19 protein-coding genes and 1 pseudogene are annotated in these 18,363 nt (G+C 70.2%); 11 read left to right on the top strand and 9 right to left on the bottom strand.

All coding sequences use genetic code 11. From position 1 onward, the window contains the following. Positions 1-94: 94 nt before the first annotated feature. Positions 95-526 (top strand): annotated as a pseudogene (locus tag ACWDR3_RS21415) (thiamine pyrophosphate-dependent enzyme); the annotation flags it as partial. Between the two features lie 187 nt (positions 527-713). Here the strand turns inward: ACWDR3_RS21415 and ACWDR3_RS21410 are convergent. From ACWDR3_RS21410 to ACWDR3_RS21390, 5 genes are all read right to left on the bottom strand, one after another. After that, on the bottom strand, positions 714-968 hold the full coding sequence (locus ACWDR3_RS21410; protein WP_450354096.1) for a hypothetical protein: 255 nt from the start codon (positions 966-968) through the stop codon (positions 714-716). A gap of 294 nt (positions 969-1,262) precedes the next feature. Then, positions 1,263-2,735, bottom strand: a complete 1,473-nt coding sequence (locus ACWDR3_RS21405) for a catalase (protein ID WP_450354095.1) — start codon at positions 2,733-2,735, stop codon at positions 1,263-1,265. A 177-nt stretch (positions 2,736-2,912) separates the two neighbouring features. Further along, positions 2,913-3,806 (bottom strand): 2-hydroxy-3-oxopropionate reductase, encoded by an 894-nt coding sequence (locus ACWDR3_RS21400; RefSeq protein ID WP_450354094.1) that lies wholly within the window; start codon positions 3,804-3,806, stop codon positions 2,913-2,915. 25 nt (positions 3,807-3,831) lie between these two features. Then, a complete protein-coding gene (locus ACWDR3_RS21395; RefSeq protein WP_450354093.1) occupies positions 3,832-4,653 on the bottom strand; it encodes a TIM barrel protein in 822 nt (273 codons plus the stop codon). A 169-nt stretch (positions 4,654-4,822) separates the two neighbouring features. Then, positions 4,823-5,704, bottom strand: a complete 882-nt coding sequence (locus ACWDR3_RS21390; protein ID WP_450354092.1) for a helix-turn-helix domain-containing protein — start codon at positions 5,702-5,704, stop codon at positions 4,823-4,825. Between the two features lie 214 nt (positions 5,705-5,918). On the opposite strand from ACWDR3_RS21390, the gene ACWDR3_RS21385 reads away from it, so the two are divergent. The 8 genes from ACWDR3_RS21385 to ACWDR3_RS21350 all read left to right on the top strand — a co-directional run bounded on the left by ACWDR3_RS21385 (position 5,919) and on the right by ACWDR3_RS21350 (position 13,064). Continuing rightward, positions 5,919-7,358, top strand: coding sequence for an MFS transporter (locus tag ACWDR3_RS21385; RefSeq protein ID WP_450354091.1), 1,440 nt, complete (start codon positions 5,919-5,921; stop codon positions 7,356-7,358). A gap of 91 nt (positions 7,359-7,449) precedes the next feature. Beyond that, entirely contained in the window at positions 7,450-7,701 is a 252-nt protein-coding gene (locus tag ACWDR3_RS21380; protein WP_124001641.1) for a hypothetical protein, read from the top strand. Beyond that, positions 7,698-8,066 (top strand): helix-turn-helix domain-containing protein, encoded by a 369-nt coding sequence (locus tag ACWDR3_RS21375; RefSeq protein WP_450354090.1) that lies wholly within the window; start codon positions 7,698-7,700, stop codon positions 8,064-8,066. The genes ACWDR3_RS21380 and ACWDR3_RS21375 overlap by 4 nt, the downstream gene beginning before the upstream one ends. A gap of 122 nt (positions 8,067-8,188) precedes the next feature. After that, positions 8,189-8,704 carry a 2-oxo-4-hydroxy-4-carboxy-5-ureidoimidazoline decarboxylase gene (gene uraD / locus ACWDR3_RS21370; protein WP_450354089.1) on the top strand — a complete coding sequence of 172 codons (516 nt, stop codon included), beginning with the start codon at positions 8,189-8,191 and terminating at the stop codon, positions 8,702-8,704. Continuing rightward, positions 8,701-9,099, top strand: coding sequence for a hydroxyisourate hydrolase (gene uraH, locus ACWDR3_RS21365; protein WP_450354088.1), 399 nt, complete (start codon positions 8,701-8,703; stop codon positions 9,097-9,099). Before uraD ends, uraH begins: the two co-directional genes overlap by 4 nt. 5 nt (positions 9,100-9,104) lie before the next feature. After that, complete coding sequence (gene pucL, locus ACWDR3_RS21360; protein WP_450354087.1) at positions 9,105-10,028, top strand: factor-independent urate hydroxylase; 924 nt, start codon at positions 9,105-9,107, stop codon at positions 10,026-10,028. A gap of 48 nt (positions 10,029-10,076) precedes the next feature. Further along, complete coding sequence (locus ACWDR3_RS21355) at positions 10,077-11,450, top strand: 8-oxoguanine deaminase (RefSeq protein WP_450354086.1); 1,374 nt, start codon at positions 10,077-10,079, stop codon at positions 11,448-11,450. Positions 11,451-11,672: 222 nt separating this feature from the next. Beyond that, positions 11,673-13,064: a nucleobase:cation symporter-2 family protein gene (locus ACWDR3_RS21350; protein ID WP_450354085.1), complete on the top strand. Its 1,392-nt coding sequence runs from the start codon at positions 11,673-11,675 to the stop codon at positions 13,062-13,064. 10 nt (positions 13,065-13,074) lie between these two features. Here ACWDR3_RS21350 and ACWDR3_RS21345 read toward each other — a convergent pair whose 3' ends face one another. Together ACWDR3_RS21345 and ACWDR3_RS21340 are read right to left on the bottom strand one after the other, a co-directional pair. Next, complete coding sequence (locus tag ACWDR3_RS21345; RefSeq protein ID WP_450354084.1) at positions 13,075-13,689, bottom strand: 3'-5' exonuclease; 615 nt, start codon at positions 13,687-13,689, stop codon at positions 13,075-13,077. A gap of 44 nt (positions 13,690-13,733) precedes the next feature. Then, entirely contained in the window at positions 13,734-14,531 is a 798-nt protein-coding gene (locus tag ACWDR3_RS21340) for a helix-turn-helix domain-containing protein (RefSeq protein WP_450354083.1), read from the bottom strand. Between the two features lie 96 nt (positions 14,532-14,627). On the opposite strand from ACWDR3_RS21340, the gene ACWDR3_RS21335 reads away from it, so the two are divergent. Beyond that, on the top strand, positions 14,628-15,524 hold the full coding sequence (locus ACWDR3_RS21335; RefSeq protein WP_450354082.1) for an NAD(P)H-binding protein: 897 nt from the start codon (positions 14,628-14,630) through the stop codon (positions 15,522-15,524). Between the two features lie 84 nt (positions 15,525-15,608). Here the strand turns inward: ACWDR3_RS21335 and ACWDR3_RS21330 are convergent, their stop codons facing one another. Next, positions 15,609-17,039, bottom strand: a complete 1,431-nt coding sequence (locus tag ACWDR3_RS21330; RefSeq protein WP_450354081.1) for an MFS transporter — start codon at positions 17,037-17,039, stop codon at positions 15,609-15,611. Between the two features lie 96 nt (positions 17,040-17,135). On the opposite strand from ACWDR3_RS21330, the gene ACWDR3_RS21325 reads away from it, so the two are divergent. After that, positions 17,136-17,537 carry a winged helix-turn-helix transcriptional regulator gene (locus ACWDR3_RS21325; RefSeq protein WP_450354080.1) on the top strand — a complete coding sequence of 134 codons (402 nt, stop codon included), beginning with the start codon at positions 17,136-17,138 and terminating at the stop codon, positions 17,535-17,537. A gap of 100 nt (positions 17,538-17,637) precedes the next feature. On the opposite strand, the gene ACWDR3_RS21320 is transcribed toward ACWDR3_RS21325, so the two are convergent. Then, on the bottom strand, positions 17,638-18,282 hold the full coding sequence (locus tag ACWDR3_RS21320) for a hypothetical protein (protein WP_450354079.1): 645 nt from the start codon (positions 18,280-18,282) through the stop codon (positions 17,638-17,640). Positions 18,283-18,363 lie beyond the last annotated feature (81 nt).

Raw genomic sequence — 18,363 nt, 5'->3', positions numbered from 1 at the left:
ACTAAACTACACCCGCGTAAGACGCCGGTTGAGCCGGTGTCGAATGCCCGCTCACTCTACCTCATGCCTGGCCCCCGGCGCTGAAGCCGTGGGGCTGATCGAGGAGTTGGCGGTCGGCGCGCAGCACAAGATCCCGTACGTGCATGTGCTGGTCAACAACGCCTACCTGGGCCTGATCCGCCAGGCGCAGCGCGCGTTCGACATCGACTTCCAGGTCAACCTGGAGTTCGAGAACATCAACTCGCCCGAACTGGGGGCCTACGGCGTCGACCACGTCAAGGTCGCCGAGGGCCTGGGCTGCAAGGCGATCCGGGTGACCGACCCGGCCGAACTCGGCGCGGCCTTCGAGCAGGCGAAGAAGCTCGCCGCTCAGTTCCAGGTCCCGGTGGTCGTCGAGGCCGTCCTGGAGCGCGTCACCAACATCTCCATGTCGACCACGAACGACATCTCCAACGTCGTCGAGTTCGAGGAGATCGCGACCGAGCCGGGGCACGCGCCCACGTCGATCAGGACGCTGAAGGTCTGACCCACCCGTCAGGTACGTATGAGGCCCGCCGCCCCCGTGTCGGCGGGCCTCACGCGTGACCAGAATGTGCCCATCCCTGCGGGTGGTTGAAGCATCTTGAACAATATTCAGAGCTTGATTTGAGGATTGCGTAGACGTCCTACGTCTCCAGATGGGACGTCCTACGTCCGCAGGCGTACGCGCACGGTCATGCCCCTTTGTGATGCTCGGATTCGTGATGCTCCGACAGCCCCGGCCAGTCCTCGGGGCCACCGCCCTGCCACTCGATGAGCTCGCTGCCTTCGACGTCGGTGACGTAGTGATCGGCCAGTCGCAGGAACTCGGCGACGTCGTCGATGTGGGTCGCGATGCCCAGCGTCTCGTCACCCGAGGTCACACGCCGGGAGCCGTCCAGAGCGGGCGCGTGGACGACGATGTGCGGGTTCTCGGTTGGATGTGCCATGACCTCAGGGTGCTGGGGAAGAGGTGGCGGCGCACCCGGAAATGACGAAGGCGCCGGATGCGGGATCGTTCGCGTCCGGCGCCTTCGCGCTCTGTGGCTGGAGTTCATATCGGGCTGGGACCGCGGCGGAGGCGATGGAACCGGGGCGCTCCGTCCCTCTGGTCGAGATGGAGCTCCGGGTCCTTCACCACCGCACTGGCTCGCGCTCCGCCGCGGTCCTCGCCCTACCCGCACCGTGTCCTGTCCGTACGGCCACCCCTCATCCGGGCCGCCCGTTCGGACACAGCCGGGGGCTCAGTCCTCGCGCAGGGCGCGGACCGCCTCTTCCACGCGCCGGCCGTACTCGGGGTCGGCGGCGTGGAAGTGCGCGAGGTTCTTGTCGATGACGTCGTCGCGGGAGACCTGGGAGAGGCCGCCGGCGATGTTCGCGACGAGCCGGGACCTCTCGTCCTGGGACATCAGGCGGTACAGCTCGCCCGCCTGGAAGAAGTCGTCGTCCTTGGTGTGCCGGGGCGCCTCGTGGGTGCCGGTGTAGCCGGTCACCGCGAGCGGGGCGGACAGCGGGCGGCCGGTCTCGACCGGGCCGTCGTAGGAGTTCGGCTCGTAGTTCTTGGCGTGCCGGCCCTGGGAGTTGACCGCCATCAGGCCGTCGCGGCCGTAGTTGCGGGCGGTCGTCGCCTTCGGGGCGTTCACCGCGAGCAGGGTGTGGTTGACCCCGAGGCGGTAGCGGTGGGCGTCCGCGTACGCGAACAGGCGGCCCTGGAGCATCTTGTCCGGCGAAGGACCGATGCCGGGAACGAAGTTGTTCGGTGAGAACGCCGCCTGCTCGACCTCGGCGAACACGTTGTCCGGGTTGCGGTCGAGGACCAGGCGGCCCACGCGCCGGAGCGGGTAGTCCCGGTGCGGCCAGACCTTGGTCAGGTCGAACGGGTTGAAGCGGTACTCCGCCGCCTCGGCCGCCGGCATGATCTGCACGTACAGCGTCCAGGACGGGTTGACGCCCCGCTCGATGGCCTGCAGCAGGTCCGTCTGGTGCGAGTTGGCGTCCCTGCCCGCGATCTCGGCCGCCTGCTCGCTGCTCAGGCTGCGCACACCCTGGTTGGTCTTGAAGTGGTACTTGACGAAGAAGGCTTCGCCCTCGGCGTTCGTCCACTGGTAGGTGTGCGAGCCGTAACCGTTCATGTGGCGGTACGACGCCGGGATGCCGCGGTCGCCCATCAGCCAGGTCACCTGGTGCGTGGCCTCGGGGGCGTGTGCCCAGAAGTCCCAGACGTTGTCCGGCTCCTGACGGCCTGTGAAGGGATCGCGCTTCTGCGAGTGGATGAAGTCCGGGAACTTGACGGGGTCCTTGATGAAGAACACCGGGGTGTTGTTCCCGACGAGGTCGTAATTCCCCTGCTCCGTATAGAACTTGACCGCGAAGCCGCGCGGGTCGCGCACCGCGTCCGCGCCGCCGAGCGAGTCGGCGACCGTGGAGAAGCGCAGGAACAGCTCGGTGCGCTTTCCGACGGTGCTCAGGAAGTCCGCGTGCGTGAAGTCGCTTACGTCGTCGGTCACTTCGAAGTAGCCGTACGCGCCCGAGCCGCGGGCGTGCACCACTCGCTCCGGGATGCGCTCGCGGTTGAAGCGCGCGAGCTTCTCCAGCAGGTGCTGGTCTTGGAGCAGGAGCGGGCCGCCGATGCCGGCGGAGGCGGAGTTCTGGTTGTCGGCGACCGGGGCGCCGGACTCTGTGGTGAGAGTCGGCGCGGTGAGCGCGCGCTTCGACATGGTGGGCAATCCTCAACAACGTCTTGAACAGGTGGAGTTGGTATCCGGGCGGCGCCTCGCCTGGGCGCGACAGGACAGTTGTCGGCGTCGGCGCCGCCCGGAGCTTGTGGGGCCCCTGGATCAGGGTTCGGCCCCTGGATCAGGGTTCGGTCCTTGAACCAGGGCTGGGCCCTTGGATCAGAGCTGCGCGCCGGAGAGGCGCTCGACGGCGCGCAGCAGCGCCGAGTGGTCGAGCCCGCCGTCGCCCTGCGCTCGCAGGCTCGCGACCAGCTGGGCCACCACGGCGCCGACCGGCAGGGCCGCGCCGACGTTGCGGGCCGCGTCGGTCACGATGCCCATGTCCTTGTGGTGCAGGTCGATCCGGAAGCCCGGCTTGAAGTCGCGGTTGAGGAAGTTGTCCTTCTTCCGCGTCAGCACGGTGGAGCCGGCGAGCCCGCCGTTGAGGACGTCCAGGGCGGCCGCGAGGTCCACGCCCGACTTCTCCAGGAAGACCACGGCCTCGGCGCACGCCTGGATGTTCACGGCGACGATCAGTTGGTTGGCGGCCTTCACGGTCTGGCCCGAGCCGTGCGGACCGCACAGCACGATGGTCCGGCCGAGCGCGTCGAAGATCGGCTGGGCCTCCTCGAAGTCGGACTGTCCGCCGCCGACCATGATGGACAGCACGGCCTCGATCGCGCCCGCCTCACCGCCGGAGACGGGGGCGTCGAGCACGCGAATCCCCTTGTCCCGGGCGGCTGTTGCCAGGTCCACCGAGGTCTGCGGGGTGATCGAGGACATGTCGATCAGCAGGGCGCCGGAGCGCGCGTTCTCCAGGATGCCGTCGGGGCCGTACGCGATCGCCTCGACCTGCGGGGACGCGGGCACCATCGTGATGACGACGTCGGCGTCCCGCACGGCCTCCGCGATCGAACCGGCGGCCGTGCCGCCGGCGGCGGTCAGCCGGTCCAGCTTGTCCTGTTCCAGGGTGAAGCCGGTGACGTCGTAACCCGCCTTGATCAGGTTCTCGGACATGGGGGAGCCCATGATGCCGAGGCCTATCCAGGCGATCTTGGGGAGTGCGTTGCTCATGGGTGAGGGCCTTTCGGGAAGGGGATCAGCGGGGCAGCCAGTCGAAGGCCTCGGCGCTCGGGCGGTCGCCGGGCTTGTACTCCAAGCCGACCCAGCCGTCGTAACCCGCCTTCTTCAGTTGGTCGAGGAGGTCTTCGAGGGGCAGCGACCCCGTGCCCGGCGCTCCGCGTCCCGGGTTGTCGGCGATCTGCACATGTCCGGTCTTCGCCGTGAACTGCTCGATCACCGAAGGGAGTTCCTCGCCGTTCCTCGCCAAGTGGTAGAGGTCCATGAGGAACTTGGCGTTGCCGAGGCCGGTCGCGGCGTTCACCTTGTCGACGACTCCCACGGCGGCGGGGGCGCTGACGAGTGGATACAGCGGCGACTCGGGCTTGTTGAGCGCCTCGATCAGGAGGATCGCGCCGATCCTGTCGGCGGCGCGGGCCGCGAGGACCAGGTTCTCCAGTGCGAGCGCGTCCTGCTCCGCCGGGTCGACGCCGTCGACGCGGTTGCCGTAGAGCGCGTTGAGCGCCCCGGTGCCGAGGGAGTGGGCGAAGTCCGCGGCCACGTCGATGTTCGCGCGGAACCGCTCCGACTCCTCGCCGGGGATCGACAGGGCGCCGCGGTCGGGACCCGGCAGCTGTCCGGCGTAGAAGTTGAGCCCCGTGAGCTGGACGCCCGCGTCCTCGATCGCCTTCTTCAGGGCGTCGAGTTCGGCCTGCTCGGGAGTGGGGGAGTCGACCCAGGGCCACCACAGCTCGACCGCGGTGAAGCCCGCCGCGGCGGCGGCCGCGGGGCGCTCCAGGAGCGGGAGTTCCGTGAAGAGGATCGACAGGTTGACGTTGAAGCGCTGGTCTGTGAATCCCATGGGGGCCGCGCTCCCTTCCGTGTCGAGGTCCAAAGTGAAGTTCCGTATGGTGGAATATTGTTTCTGCTTAATGGAAGATTGCCGTCGAGGAGTGAGGCTTGTCAAGGGGGCAGGGCGCACGAAGGCGCCCACGTCAGGGAAGCCGTGGGTCGTCGTACGAGGTGGTGGGTCAGGCCTGGCCCGTGGTGGCCGTGGGCGCGGTCAGGCTGCTCAGCAGGCGCAGCGCGGCTTCCGAGGGGGAGTCAGGGGCGGCCGTGTAGGCGATCAGGCGCTGCCCGGAGGTGCCGGGTATGCAGAGGTTCTCGAAGGCGAGTTCCAGCGCGCCGACCGTCGGGTGGTGCAGCCGCTTCGTGCCCGAGGTGCAGGTGCGCACCGGATGCCGGGACCATAGAGCGGCGAACTCGGCACTCTGGATGGACAGTTCACCGACCAGCGCGGCGAGGGCACGGTCGTCGGGATGCCGCCCCGCCACCAACCGCAGGGAGGCGACGGCCAGTTCGGCTTCCGTCTCCGGATCCTCGTACAGCGCCCGGTACCGCTCGTCGAGGAACAGCATCCGTACGAGGTTCGGGCGTGCTCCTGGCCGCTCGGGCCCGTCCGGCGCCAACCACCCGGCGAGCAGGGCGTGTCCGAGCCGGTTCCAGGTGAGTACGTCACCTCGGCGGTCCAGGACCAGGGCCGGTACGTCGGTCATGGCGGCGATCAGCTGACGGGCCGAGGTGCTCGCGTGTTCGGCGCGGGGCGGTGCGGGTTGCCGGGGTGCGGACGCGTCGGCGGGGCGGGCGAGGGCGAGCAGGTGGGCGGTCTCGTCGGCGCCGAGCCGCAGGGTGCGGGCGATCGCGTACAGGACCGAGTCCGAGACGCCCTTCGCGCGGCCCTGTTCGAGGCGGGTGTAGTGGGTGATGCTGACGCCCGCCAGCGTGGCCAGCTCCTCGCGCCGCAGCCCCGTGACCCGGCGGCGGGTCGGGTGCGGGGTGAGGCCGAGTTCCTCGGGGCGCAGCGCGGCCCGACGGGATCTGAGGAACTCGCCCAGCTCGGACCGGGTGTCCATGCCTGCCTCCTCGGTGCGGGTGCCGCCTCTCCATCATGCCGGTGACCGCCCGCGAACGGGATCCGTGAGGGTGGTCATGCCGTGACCACCCTTGCGCCGCCTGCCCAACTCCGGGTGCTGGCTGGGCAGTCGGCGGCGGACGAGCCTTTCCTTCATCGCCGCGCGATCACCGCGCGATCACCGCGAGATCGCCGTGAGGAAGGAACACGACGTCATGACCGTCACCGACACGAGGGCGGCCGGCACCGGGCCGAGCGTCCTCACCCCCAGGCTCCGGCTGGTCCTGGTACTGCTGCTCGCGGCCCAGTTCATGCTGGCGGTCGACTTCTCCATCCTGAACGTGGCGCTGCCCGTGATCGGCGAGGGCCTGGACTTCTCGCTGGCGCATCTTCAGTGGATCGGCACCGCGTTCGCGCTGTGCGCGGCCGGGTTCACCCTGCTCTTCGGCCGGGTCGCGGACCTGTTCGGGCGTCGGCGGATCTTCCTCGGCGGCCTCGCCGTGCTCGCCGCCGCCTCCCTGCTGGGCGGCCTCGCGCAGAGCCCGGAGACGCTGATCACGGCCCGCGTCCTGCAAGGCCTCGCGACCGCGGCGGTCACCCCGGCGGGCCTGTCCCTGCTGACCACGTCGTTCCCGAAGGGTCCGCTGAGGGAACGGGCGCTCGGCCTCAACGGGGCGCTCATGTCAGCAGGGTTCACCACCGGAGCGATGCTGGGCGGCCTGCTCACCGACCTCCTGTCCTGGCGGTGGGCGTTCTTCCTCAACATCCCCGTCGCCCTCGCCGTCCTGGTCGTCGCCCCCGCGGTCGTCAAGGAGTCCCGACCCGCCGAACGCCCGCGCCTCGACCTGCCCGGCGCGGTGACCGTCACGCTGGGTCTGCTGGCCGTCGTACTCGGCATCACGCAGGCGGGTGAGCGCGGCTGGGGCTCGCCGTTCGCGCTGGGGGCGCTGGGCCTGGGCGCGGTCCTGCTGCTCGGGTTCCTCGCCGTGGAGCGCCGGGCCGCCGCTCCGCTGGTGCCGCCGGGCGTGCTCCGCAGGCGGTCCGTCGCCTGGGGCAACGTCGCCGGACTGGTCGCCTTCCTGACCGAGACGTCCCTGGTCTTCCTGCTGACCCTCTACCTCCAGGAGGTGCTGGGTTTCTCCCCGCTGGCCGCGGGCCTGAGCTTCGGCGTGCTCGGCCTCGGCACGGTCCTCGGCGGTCTCGCGGCACCTCGGGTCATCGGCCGGTTCGGCAGCCGGTGGACCTTGGTCTACGGCGGACTCGTGCAGGCCGCCGCGACCGCCGCGCTGCTCGGCCTCGGCGTCGACCGCTCGTGGCTGTGGCTGCTGCTGGCCGGCACCTTCTTGGGAGGAGTCGGCAACATGCTGGTCATCGTCGGCTTCATGGTCACCGCCACGTCGGGTCTGGCCGACCGGGAACAGGGGTTGGCCACCGGGCTCGCCACGATGACCCAGCAGATCGGCATCACCGTGGGCACGCCGGTGATGAGCGCGGTGGCGACGGCGGCGATGACGGGGACCGGGCCCGCGGCCGTCCTCGGTGGCCTGAAGGTGGCCGTCGCGGTGAACGCCGGTGTGGTGCTGCTGGGGGTGATCGGCAGCCTTGTGTTCCTGCGCAGTGAGGAACCGTCCGCTGTCGTGTACCCGGCGAGCTGATCCCCCGGTCCGTTAGAGTCGCCCACGGGCGGACCGACCGGCGTCGCCGGTGCCCTGAGTCACGCAGGTCAGGAACGTGTCTGGGGGCAGTATGCGACTGAGAGTGGAGTTCACCACCGAACCCTTCGACCTCGACGAGGCACCCGCGCACGCGGTCGTCGCCCGTGAGGTCATCGAGGCCGGTGAGCTGGACGCGGTGGACGTCGGGCCGTTCGGCAACACGGCGGAGGGCGCCTCCGACGCCGTACTCACCGCTGTGGACGCGCTGCTGCGCAAGACGCTGGAGGCCGGCGCCACCCGGATCTCGCTGCAGGTCAACGTGATCGGGGAGGGCGACGCGTGACCGGCACCGGGGACGAGCCCTTCATCACGGCCGTGAAGCCGCTGGTCGACGCCATGGGCGGGGAGATGGTCCCGCCGGACGAGGCGGGAGTCGACGACGTCGTGCTCGCCTGGGAGGGCGTGGACGTGGTCGCCGTACGCCTGCCGCAGCTCGCCGACTCGCTGGACCACATCCTGGCCGCGATGGAGCGCAAGCAGGGCAAGCCGCTGGCGGAGCTGGACCGCAAGGCCAAGCAGGAGGTCGTACGGATATTGGAGGCGCGCGGCGCCTTCTCGGTACGGCACGGCGTGGAGACCGTCGCGAGCGCGCTCGGGGTGAGCCGCTTCACCGTCTACAACTACCTCAACCGCGAGAAGGAGAGCTGAACCGCTCGGCCCACTTGTTACTCCGAATTTTCAACAAAGTGTTGACGTGGTGTCGCGTGGAGGCGTTAGCTGTCGCCCAGCCCGTTCAGCACGAAGGCCGTTCCGCGGCTACGGAGGCACCCGTGACGTCGACTTCCACGCCCCCGGGGCTCGCCCGGTTCAACGCCCTGGAGGAGCACGCGGCCTTCGCCGCCCTCCATGAGGCGTGCGCCTCGACGGCGTGGGCGAAGCGGCTGCTGGCCGCCCGGCCGTACGCCGGTCCCGAGGAGCTCTACTCCGCGAGTGACTCGGCCATGGCCGACCTGACTACCGAGGACCTCGCCGAGGCGATGGCCGGGCACCCGCCGATCGGGCGGCCCAAGCCCGGCGACCCGACCTCCAGCCGGGAGCAGCGCGGCATGGCGGGCGCCTCCGAGGAGCTCAAGGCGGAGATGCTGGAACTGAACCTGGCCTACCAGGAGCGGTTCGGCCATGTCTTCCTCATCTGCGCCACCGGTCGGACCGGCGAGCAGATGCGGGACGCGGTCAAGGAGCGGATCGGCAACTCGCCCGAGCAGGAGCGCGAGATCGTCCGCGTCGAACTCGGCAAGATCAACCGCATCCGGCTCGGCAACCTCGTACAGGAAGAGCAGGCATGAGCACGAGCACCACCGCCTCCGTGTCCACCCACATCCTGGACACCTCCGTCGGCCGTCCCGCCGAGGGTGTCGCCGTCCAACTCGCCGCGCGCAGCGGCCCGTTGGGGGAGTGGCAGCCGCTGGGTGGGTCCGCGACCGACGTGGACGGGCGGTGCAAGGACCTGCCGGCGTTGCCGGAGGGCACCACACACGTACGGCTCGATTTCGCCGTGGAGCCGTATTTCGAAAAGAAGCAAGCCGATGCGCAGCAGGACGCCCCCGCGAATCGGGACAGCGGTGCGAGCGGAGTGTTCTTCCCGGAAGTGGCGATCACCTTCGCCGTGCAGCCCGGCGAGCACTACCACGTACCGCTGCTGCTCAACCCGTTCGGCTACTCCGTATACCGAGGGAGCTAGCAGACATGCCCACGATTCTTGGACAGAACCAGTACGGCAAGGCCGAGAACCGAGTCGTCAAGATCACGCGGGACGGCGCCACCCACCACATCAAGGACCTCAACGTGTCCGTGTCGCTGAGCGGCGACATGGACGAGGTCCACTACTCCGGCTCGAACGCCAACGTGCTGCCGACCGACACCACCAAGAACACGGTGTACGCGTTCGCCAAGGAGCACGGCATCGAGTCCGCCGAGCAGTTCGGCATCCACCTCGCCCGGCACTTCGTGACCTCGCAGGAGCCGATCAAGACCGCGCGCATCCGCATCGAGGAGTACGCCTGGGAGCGGATCGAGACCTCCGACGCCAACTCGAAGTTCATCGGCGCCGACGAGGTCAAGCACTCCTTCGTCCGCAAGGGTCAGGAGACCCGGGTCACCCAGATCACCTACGACGGTGAGTCGTGGGAGGTCATCTCCGGGCTCAAGGACCTGGTCGTGATGAACTCGACCAACTCCGAGTTCTGGGGCTACGTCAAGGACAAGTACACGACGCTGCCCGAGGCCTACGACCGCATCCTGGCCACCCAGGTCTCCGCCCGCTGGCGCTTCAACTGGTCCGACGACGAGGAGAAGATGCCGAGTTGGGAGAAGTCCTACGAGCAGGTGAGGAAGCACATGCTCCAGGCCTTCGCCGAGACGTACTCGCTCTCGCTCCAGCAGACCCTGTACCAAATGGGTTCGCGGATCATCAACAACCGCAGCGAGATCGACGAGGTGCGTTTCTCGCTCCCCAACAAGCACCATTTCCTTGTGGACTTGGAGCCGTTCGGGCTCAAGAACGAGAACGAGGTGTACTTCGCCGCCGACCGTCCCTACGGGCTGATCGAGGCGACGATCCTGCGGGACGGCGTCGAGCCGAAGATCCCGGTGGACCTCACCAACCTCTGACGCGAACCCGGCCCAGAATCAAGGAAGTTGAGACGAACGATGGTAACGATGGTTCAGCGCGTCGTCATCGAGAACTGCGCGATCGCGACAGTGGACGCCGCCGACACCGAGTACGCCACCGGGTACGTGGTCATCGCCGGCAACCGCATCGAGTCGCTCGGTGCCGGCAAGGCGCCCGAGGGGCTCACGGACGTGGTCCGGCGCATCGACGCGACCGGTCACCTGGTCACCCCCGGCCTGGTCAACACCCACCACCACTTCTACCAGTGGATCACCCGGGGCCTGGCCACCGACCACAACCTCTTCAACTGGCTCGTCGCCCTGTACCCGACCTGGGCGCGCATCGACGAGCCGATGGTCCGCGCCGCCGCGCAGGGCTCCCTCGCGACGATGGCCCGTGGCGGTGTCACCACCGCGCTGGACCACCACTACGTGTTCCCCAAGGGCTCCGGCGACCTCTCCGGCGCCATCATCGGGGCCGCCCGCGAGATGGGCGTCCGCTTCACGCTGGCCCGCGGCTCCATGGACCGCAGCGAGAAGGACGGCGGGCTGCCGCCGGACTTCGCCGTCGAGACCCTGGAGGGCGCCCTCGCCGCGACCGAGGCGACGGTACGGGAGCACCACGACGCCTCCTTCGACGCGATGACCCAGGTCGCCGTCGCGCCCTGCTCGCCGTTCTCCGTCTCCACCGAACTCATGCGTGAGGGCGCCGAGTTGGCCCGCCGGCTCGGCGTACGGCTGCACACGCACGGGTCGGAGACGGTCGAGGAGGAGCAGTTCTGCAAGGAGCTGTTCGGCATGGGTCCGACCGACTACTTCGAGTCCACCGGCTGGCTCGGCGAGGACGTGTGGATGGCGCACTGCGTCCACATGAACGACTCCGACATCGCCGCCTTCGCCCGGACGAAGACCGGCGTCGCCCACTGCCCCTCCTCCAACGCCCGGCTCGCGGCCGGTATCGCCCGCGTCCCCGACATGCTCGCCGCCGGCGTCCCGGTCGGCCTCGGCGTCGACGGCACCGCCTCCAACGAGTCCGGCGAACTCCACACCGAACTGCGCAACGCCCTCCTCATCAACCGCCTCGGCGCCCACCGCGAGGCCGCCCTCAACGCCCGGCAGGCGCTGCGCCTCGGCACGTACGGCGGTGCCCAAGTCCTGGGCCGCGCCGCCGAGATCGGCTCCCTGGAGCCCGGCAAGCTGGCCGACCTGGTGCTGTGGAAGCTGGACACCCTCGCCCATGCGTCCATCGCCGATCCGGTGACCGCGCTGGTCTTCGGCGCGGCGGCCCCGGTCACCGCGTCGTTCGTGAACGGTCGTCAGATCGTCGAGCAGGGCCGCCTGTTGCATGTCGACGAGGACGCCATCGCCCGCTCCACGCGGGCGGAGGCCCAGCGCCTGGCGCGGATCGCCGCGCAGGGCTGACCTGTTGGCCGGTCGACCAGTCGGCGGGCCGTTGTTCCAGATCTCCGGTCGAGGGGGACGGCCCTCGTCCGGTGGCCGTGGCCGGGGCGTGCACGCAGGTGTGCGCCCCGGAACGGTCCTGCCCCTTCCCCTTGTTGGGTTCCGTCCCGGTCCCGCACGACCGCGCATCACCTCCTGAAACCCACGTCAGAGCCGACGTGTTACCCGCCCGGAGGAGCCGCCGTGACCACCCATCCCGTCACCCAACCCCCAGTACATCCCGTCGATGAGAAGCTGCCCGCCCTCAAGATGGCCACCACGGGTCTGCAGCACGTGGCCGCCATGTACGCGGGAGTCGTCGCCCCGCCGCTCATCGTCGGGGCGGCCATCGGCCTCTCCGGCACCGAACTGACCTTCCTCACCGGCGCCTGCCTCTTCACCGCGGGACTCGCCACCTTCCTCCAGACGCTCGGCATCTGGAAGATCGGCGCCCGGCTGCCGTTCGTCAACGGCGTCACCTTCGCCGGCGTCGCCCCGATGACCGCGATCGTCGCCTCCACCGAGGACAAGTCCGACGCGCTGCCGATCATCTTCGGCGCGGTCATGGTGGCCGGCCTGCTGGGCTTCGTCGCGGCCCCCTTCTTCAGCAAGGCGATCCGCTTCTTTCCGCCGGTGGTCACCGGCACGGTGATCACGCTCATAGGCGTGTCCCTGCTGCCCGTCGCCTTCGGCTGGGCACAGGGCCCCAACCCCGCGGCGGACGACTACGGTTCGACGAAATTCCTGGGCCTCGCGGGCCTGACCCTGCTCATCGTCCTGCTCCTGCGCCGCTTCACCACCGGCTTCGTCAAGCAGATCGCCGTACTGCTCGGCCTGGTCGCGGGCACGCTGGTCGCGATCCCGTTCGGCGTCACGGACTTCGGCCCGGTCACCGACGCGGACGTGGTGGGCTTCCCGACGCCGTTCCACTTCGGGGCGCCGCAGTTCCAGCTCGCCGCGATCGTGTCGATGATCGTGGTGATGGTGGTGTCGATGACCGAATCCACCGCGGACATGCTGGCGTTGGGCGAGATCGTCGAACGCCCGGCGGACGAACGGACCATCGCGGCGGGCCTGCGCGCCGACACGCTCGGCTCGGCGCTGAGCCCCCTCTTCAACGGCTTCATGTGCAGCGCCTTCGCGCAGAACATCGGCCTGGTCGCCATGACCCGCATCCGCAGCCGGTTCGTCGTCGCGACCGGCGGCGGCTTCCTGGTCCTGATGGGCCTGTGTCCGATGGCGGCCTCGCTCATCGCCGTCGTACCGCGCCCGGTCCTCGGTGGCGCAGGCGTGGTCCTCTTCGGCTCGGTCGCCGCGAGCGGCATCCAGACCCTCGTCCGGGCGGGCCTCGACAAGGACAACAACGTCCTGATCGTCGCCGTATCCCTGGCCGTCGGCATCGTCCCGATCACGGCGCCGGACTTCTACCACGCCTTCCCGGAGACCGTGCGGATCGTCCTCGACTCCGGCATCTCGACGGGCTGCGTCGCCGCCGTCGTACTGAACCTGCTCTTCAACCACCTGGGCACGCGGCGGGACGCACAGGACGTGACCCATCCGATGGAGGCGGGCGAGGAGATCGCGGCAGCGCACTGAGCCAGGGGCGTCACTGCGAGGTGGTGGGTGAACTTCCTTGCCACGCCATGAGGTTGGCCAGCAGCTCGGCCTGCTCGACGGCGTCGTCCAGCGCGTGGTGCGTGTGCCGGCGCCTCGACAGCAGATGGCGCGGCATCGTGCCCTTCGCCACCGCCCGCAGCGGCACCCCCGCCTTGGTCGCGTACAGCGTCTTCATGTCCAGGCACCCCGAGTGCCCGAAGGGACTCGAACCGGTGAAGCGGATCAAGTACCAGTACAGAAAGGTCCAGTCGTACGACGCCGGATAGCCGCACATCACGGGCTGCGCGCCGGCCTCCGCGCCCACCTCACGGACCCACTCGGTGAACTCGCCCAGCGCGGCGGCCGGTTCGGCGCCCTCGGCCCGCAGCCGCTCCCGGTCGAGGCCGCTGACCGCCAACGCCTCCGGCACGAACTCCTCGCTGATCGGCCGCAGTTCGCGATAGAAGGTCCGCCGCTCCGGATCCGCGACCGTGAACCCGTCGGCGTCCTGCACCCCGGCGACGGCGGCACCGAAACTGATCATGGAGTAGGGGCCGGGGATCGGGCCGTCGGCCTCGATGTCTACGGAGATGTACAGACTTGCCTTGACGCGTCGTGCGGACATGATCCGGAGCATCCCAGCCGCCAGGCCGTCTCCGCAGCCGGTTTTCAGAGCCGCGGGAGCGCCATGCAGGGCGTCGCCTGCGGCAGTCGGCCGGTGAAGTACGAGCGGGGCGGGACGCCCATCAGGGTGCGGAAGTCGGATGTCATGTGGGCCTGGTCGTAGTAGCCGGTGGCGGCCGCGAGGTCGGCCCAGGGGCGGGTGGCGGCGTGGTCGAGTACTGTCCGGACGCGGTTGATGCGGGCGTAGTGCTTGGGGGAGAGGCCGACGCCCTCGGCGAACAGGTTGCGCAACTGCCGCTCGCTGACGGCGAGTTCGCGGGCCACGTCACCGACCTGCGCGGGGACGTGGCCGGACCGGATCGACATCGCGTCGACGCCCGCGCGCACCAACTCGGTCCGCGCCCGGTCCGTGGTGGACGCGAGCCGTTCCGGCAGCACCTGGGTGAGGTGCGCAAGCGATTCCTCGGGATCCAACCGGCGTAGTTCCGCCGCCAGTTGGCGCGCCGGGGTGCCGGGCAGGTCGCCCAACGGCACCGCGCGGCCGACGAGTTCGACGGCCTGGATGCCGAGCAGAGGGCGGACGAGACCGGGGGCGAGGCGCAGCTCCACGCAGGAGATGAAGCGCTTGCCCCGGTGGTACGAGGCGCGGGCGCGCGGGCCGACGACCAGGATGCTGCGGTTGCCGTGCGCCTCGCCGCGGATGACCACCTTGGTGGCGGCCTCCGGGAGATGGATGAACGTCTCCGTCGGCACGTCGTCGACCGTCACGGTCCCGATGCCCGCGATCCACGGGCGCAGCGTCTCGGGCGTGGGCAGGATCCGGCGGGTCACGGCATACGTCACCCCTCCACCGTAGGCGCCCCGCACACCCCCGCGGGCCGCGGAACCGTGCCGGAATTTCCAAGAGATCCGGGGTGCCCGCCGCCCACCGTGGTGGACATGATCCTTGTGACCGGTGCCACGGGCACCATCGGCAGTGAAGTCGTACGACAGCTCGCGGCGCGTGGCGAGAAGGTGCGCGCCCTGAGCCGGGACCCGGCGGCGGCCCGGGTGCCCGCAGGAGTGGAGACCGTGCCGGGCCATCACCGCGACCGGGCCTCGGTCGAGGCGGCGATGGCCGGAGCGGAGGCCGCGTTCCTGGTGGGCGTGTTCGGACCGGACGATGTGGAGCACGACCGGGGACTGGTGGCGGCGGCGCAGGCGGCCGGCGTACGGCGGATCGTGAAGCTCTCCTCGATCGGCACGGGTGACCCCCGTCTGGGTGCGGGCGAGGACCACTCGGACGAGGGCGGCCCGCGCGTCGGCGCGTTCGGCACCTGGCATCTGCACGGCGAGGAGGCGGTCGAGGCGAGCGGCTTGGAGTGGACGATCCTGCGCCCCTCCAGCTTCGCCTCCAACACGCTGAGTTGGGCGCCGAGCATCCAAGAAGGCACGCCCGCGCTCAACATGATGGGCGCGGGGAAGCAGGGCGTCGTCGATCCGCGGGACATCGCCGAGATCGCGGTCGCCGCGCTGCTCGACCCACGGCACTCGGGACGGACGTACACCCTGACCGGTCCCGAGACGCTCTCCGCGCACGAACAGGCCGCCGTTCTCGGCGAGATCCTCGGCCGCCCGGTGCCGCTGCGCGACCTGTCGCCCGAGGAGCGGGGCGAGCAGATGCTCGCCGCCGGGCTGGGCGAGGCGTACGCGAACGCTCTCGTGATCGCCGCCCGCTTCATCCAGGACGGCGGGAACGACATCGTCACCGAGGATGTGCCGGAGGTACTGGGGCGGGCGGCGCGGACGTACCGGGAGTGGGTGGTGGATCACCGGGAGGCGTTCGGGGTGTCGTAGCCCTGCGCTGCCGGCGGGCGATGAATGCCGGAGGGGCGGCGGGAACGGGGGTCCCGCCGCCCCTCCGGCGAGGTGCCGCGCAGGTCAGTCCCGCGGCGGTCGCAGCACCGCCGCCGCCAGCACCAGCGCGCCCGCCGCGAGCGCCGCTCCCACGCCGAACGCCAGCCGGTATCCGGCGGCCGTCGCCGCGACCAGTTCCTCGCCGCGGCCGAGGAGCGTGTCCGTGCGGTCGGCCGCCAGGACCGACAGCACCGCCAGCCCGAGCGAACCGCCCACCACCTGCGTGGTGTTGAAGAGTCCCGATGCCAGACCCGCGTCCTCCTCCCGCGCACCCGACATCGCGAGCCCGGTCAGCGCGGGCATCGCGGCGGCGAACCCGGCGGCGAGCAGCATGAGCGCCGGCAGTACGTCGACGGCGTACGAACCGTCGTCGGGAGCCCGGCTCAGCAGCGCCATCCCGGCGACGACGAGGACGAGCCCGGCCAGCAGCACGCGGTACGGCCCGAACCGGCCGATCGTCCGTGCCGAAAGACCCAGCATCAGCACGCCGATGGCGACCGGCGCCGGCAGGAAGGCCGTGCCGGTCAGCAACTCGCCGAATCCCAGGACGCGTTGGACGTAGAGCGCGCCGATGAACTGGAAGCCGAACATCGCCGCGATCATCAGGATCTGCACGGCGTTGGCGCCGCTCAGCAGCCGGGAGCGGAACAGGCGCAGCCGCAGCAGCGGGCGTGCGGCGCGGGCCTGGCGGAGCGTGAACGCCAGCAGCAGGGCGAGGGCCAGGGCGCCGAGGAGGAGCGTGGTGGTGAGCGAGCGGTCGCCGGAGCCGACGATCACGAACACCGCCAGCATCAGCGCGCCGGTGACCAGCACGGCGCCCGGGTAGTCGGCGCCCTTGCCGAGTCCTGCGCCCTGCTCGGGGGCGAGGACGCGCAGGGCCGCGATGAGGGCGACGGCGCCGATCGGAAGGTTGATCAGGAAGATCCAGTGCCAGTTCAGGGCCTGGGTCAGTGCCCCGCCGAGGAACGTGCCGAGCGCCCCGCCCGCCGCGCCGACCGCGCTGAACACCGCGATGGCGCGGGCCTGTTCGCGCGGCTCGGGGAAGAGCGCGACCAGCATGCCGAGCACCACGGCCGCCGTCATCGCGCCGCCGACACCCTGCACGGCACGCGCCGCGATCAGCATGCCCTGACCGGTGGCCACCCCGCACAGCACGGACGCGGCGGTGAACACGGCGAGCCCGGTCACGAACATCCGCTTGCGGCCCACGAGATCGCCGAGCCGGCCGACGAGCAGGAGCAGCCCGCCGAAGGGGATGAGATAGGCGTTGACGACCCAGGCGAGTCCCGGCGCCGAGAAGCCGAGGTCGTTCTGGATGGCCGGCATGGCGACGGTGACGATATTGCCGTCCAGGATCGTCATCAGCGTTCCCGCGCACAGGACGACGAGCGATGCCCAGCGGGAGTACGTTCGGGACGGCACGGCCGGTGCCGTCGACTTGATCTCGGTCGACATGACCTTCGCTCTCCTCGCAGATGAGTAACTGAGTGCACGACTTGTAACTGGGTGCATCGTCGGTGACCATGAGGAGAGGCATAAGGAGGCAGTTCGATGTCCCAGAGGAACACCGGTGTAACCGTCCAGGCAGTGAACGCGCACGCGTGCCCGGTCCGCGAAGTTCTTGACAGGGTCGCCGGCAAATGGAGTGTCCAGATCCTCGTCGCGGTGGCCCACGGCCCCATCCGTTTCACCGAGTTGGAGCGCGGCATCGAGGGCATCAGCCGCCGCATGCTCACCGTCACCCTGCGCAACCTGGAACGCGACGGCCTCCTCACCCGCACCGTCCACCCGACCGTCCCGCCCAAGGTCGAGTACGAACTCACCCCGGTGGCCCGCGAGTTGCACGAGACCCTCCAGAGCCTCACCGACTGGGCGGAACGCAACCGTCATTACGTCGCCGACGCCCGCGCCAAGTACGACACCGAGCACGCACCGGAGTTGGTGGACGGGTAGGCCTTCGGCGGTCGAGCGGGGGGTGTGCGGTGCGCGTCCCTCACACGCGATGCGCGCCCCTCGCACGCGGCGTGTGTCCCTCAGACTCGGCGCGTCTCTCTCAGACCCGGCGCGGTGACGCCAGCAGATAGCGGGCCCTCGTCCGTGGTTCCGTGTACTCGCCGACCTGCCAGCCCGCTCCCTCCAGCGTGGCCGCGCAGGCTCGAAGCGCCTCGGGGTTCGGTTCGTGCACGGCGACGGCTTCCGGCTGCGGGGTCGCGCGCACCCGGTAGCCGTCGGTGTCCGGTCCCGCCGGGGTGTGCCCCGCCGCCTCCAGGGCGAGTGCGGCGGCCGGTACCAGGTGGCTTCGCTCCCAGCCGCACGGTCGGTCCGTGGAGCCGTCCGGATTGGTCATCCGGCGCAGCTCCAGCAGGCCCTGCCAGGCGCTGTGCACCTCGCGGGTGCGGGCGGGCGAGGTGACCGCGCCCTCCGGTTCACCGCCGACGCGCGCGGCGAAGACGCCCGTGGCGGCGGGTGCCTCGGGCTCGGGCGGCGGCGACGCCGGTGGCGGCTCGGTCGGTTCCGACTCCCGTATGCGATGCCCGGCCGGAGTGAGGAAGTGGTCGTGCGGTGGCCTCGGGTGGCGGAAGGCGAGGCCGTACTTGACCAGGGTCGCGAGCTGGGTCTCCGTGCCTCTCAGGCGTCCGGTGACGGGATCGGCGGCGTCGATGACACGCCGCTGGGCGGCGGTCGGCGGTCGTGTCACGGCGTGCTCCTCCCCGGGGATCGGTCATGGGCGGACCGTCGGGAGACGGTCCATTCGAAGCGTACGACCGGGGTCTGACAG

Source organism: Streptomyces sp. NPDC001002 (assembly GCF_053599215.1).
The sequence above is the reverse complement of the archived record's forward strand: the minus strand, read 5'-3'. Positions and strand labels throughout refer to the sequence as shown.

What these genes read in the sequence shown, in the direction of transcription:
- ACWDR3_RS21410 (WP_450354096.1), bottom strand. Translation starts at nt 968, where the DNA reads ATGGCACATCCAACCGAGAACCCGCACATCGTCGTCCACGCGCCCGCT.
- ACWDR3_RS21405 (WP_450354095.1), bottom strand. Translation starts at nt 2,735, where the DNA reads ATGTCGAAGCGCGCGCTCACCGCGCCGACTCTCACCACAGAGTCCGGC.
- ACWDR3_RS21400 (WP_450354094.1), bottom strand. Translation starts at nt 3,806, where the DNA reads ATGAGCAACGCACTCCCCAAGATCGCCTGGATAGGCCTCGGCATCATG.
- ACWDR3_RS21395 (WP_450354093.1), bottom strand. Translation starts at nt 4,653, where the DNA reads ATGGGATTCACAGACCAGCGCTTCAACGTCAACCTGTCGATCCTCTTC.
- ACWDR3_RS21390 (WP_450354092.1), bottom strand. Translation starts at nt 5,704, where the DNA reads ATGGACACCCGGTCCGAGCTGGGCGAGTTCCTCAGATCCCGTCGGGCC.
- ACWDR3_RS21385 (WP_450354091.1), top strand. Translation starts at nt 5,919, where the DNA reads ATGACCGTCACCGACACGAGGGCGGCCGGCACCGGGCCGAGCGTCCTC.
- ACWDR3_RS21380 (WP_124001641.1), top strand. Translation starts at nt 7,450, where the DNA reads ATGCGACTGAGAGTGGAGTTCACCACCGAACCCTTCGACCTCGACGAG.
- uraH (WP_450354088.1), top strand. Translation starts at nt 8,701, where the DNA reads ATGAGCACGAGCACCACCGCCTCCGTGTCCACCCACATCCTGGACACC.
- pucL (WP_450354087.1), top strand. Translation starts at nt 9,105, where the DNA reads ATGCCCACGATTCTTGGACAGAACCAGTACGGCAAGGCCGAGAACCGA.
- ACWDR3_RS21355 (WP_450354086.1), top strand. Translation starts at nt 10,077, where the DNA reads ATGGTTCAGCGCGTCGTCATCGAGAACTGCGCGATCGCGACAGTGGAC.
- ACWDR3_RS21345 (WP_450354084.1), bottom strand. Translation starts at nt 13,689, where the DNA reads ATGTCCGCACGACGCGTCAAGGCAAGTCTGTACATCTCCGTAGACATC.
- ACWDR3_RS21335 (WP_450354082.1), top strand. Translation starts at nt 14,628, where the DNA reads ATGATCCTTGTGACCGGTGCCACGGGCACCATCGGCAGTGAAGTCGTA.
- ACWDR3_RS21330 (WP_450354081.1), bottom strand. Translation starts at nt 17,039, where the DNA reads ATGTCGACCGAGATCAAGTCGACGGCACCGGCCGTGCCGTCCCGAACG.
- ACWDR3_RS21325 (WP_450354080.1), top strand. Translation starts at nt 17,136, where the DNA reads ATGTCCCAGAGGAACACCGGTGTAACCGTCCAGGCAGTGAACGCGCAC.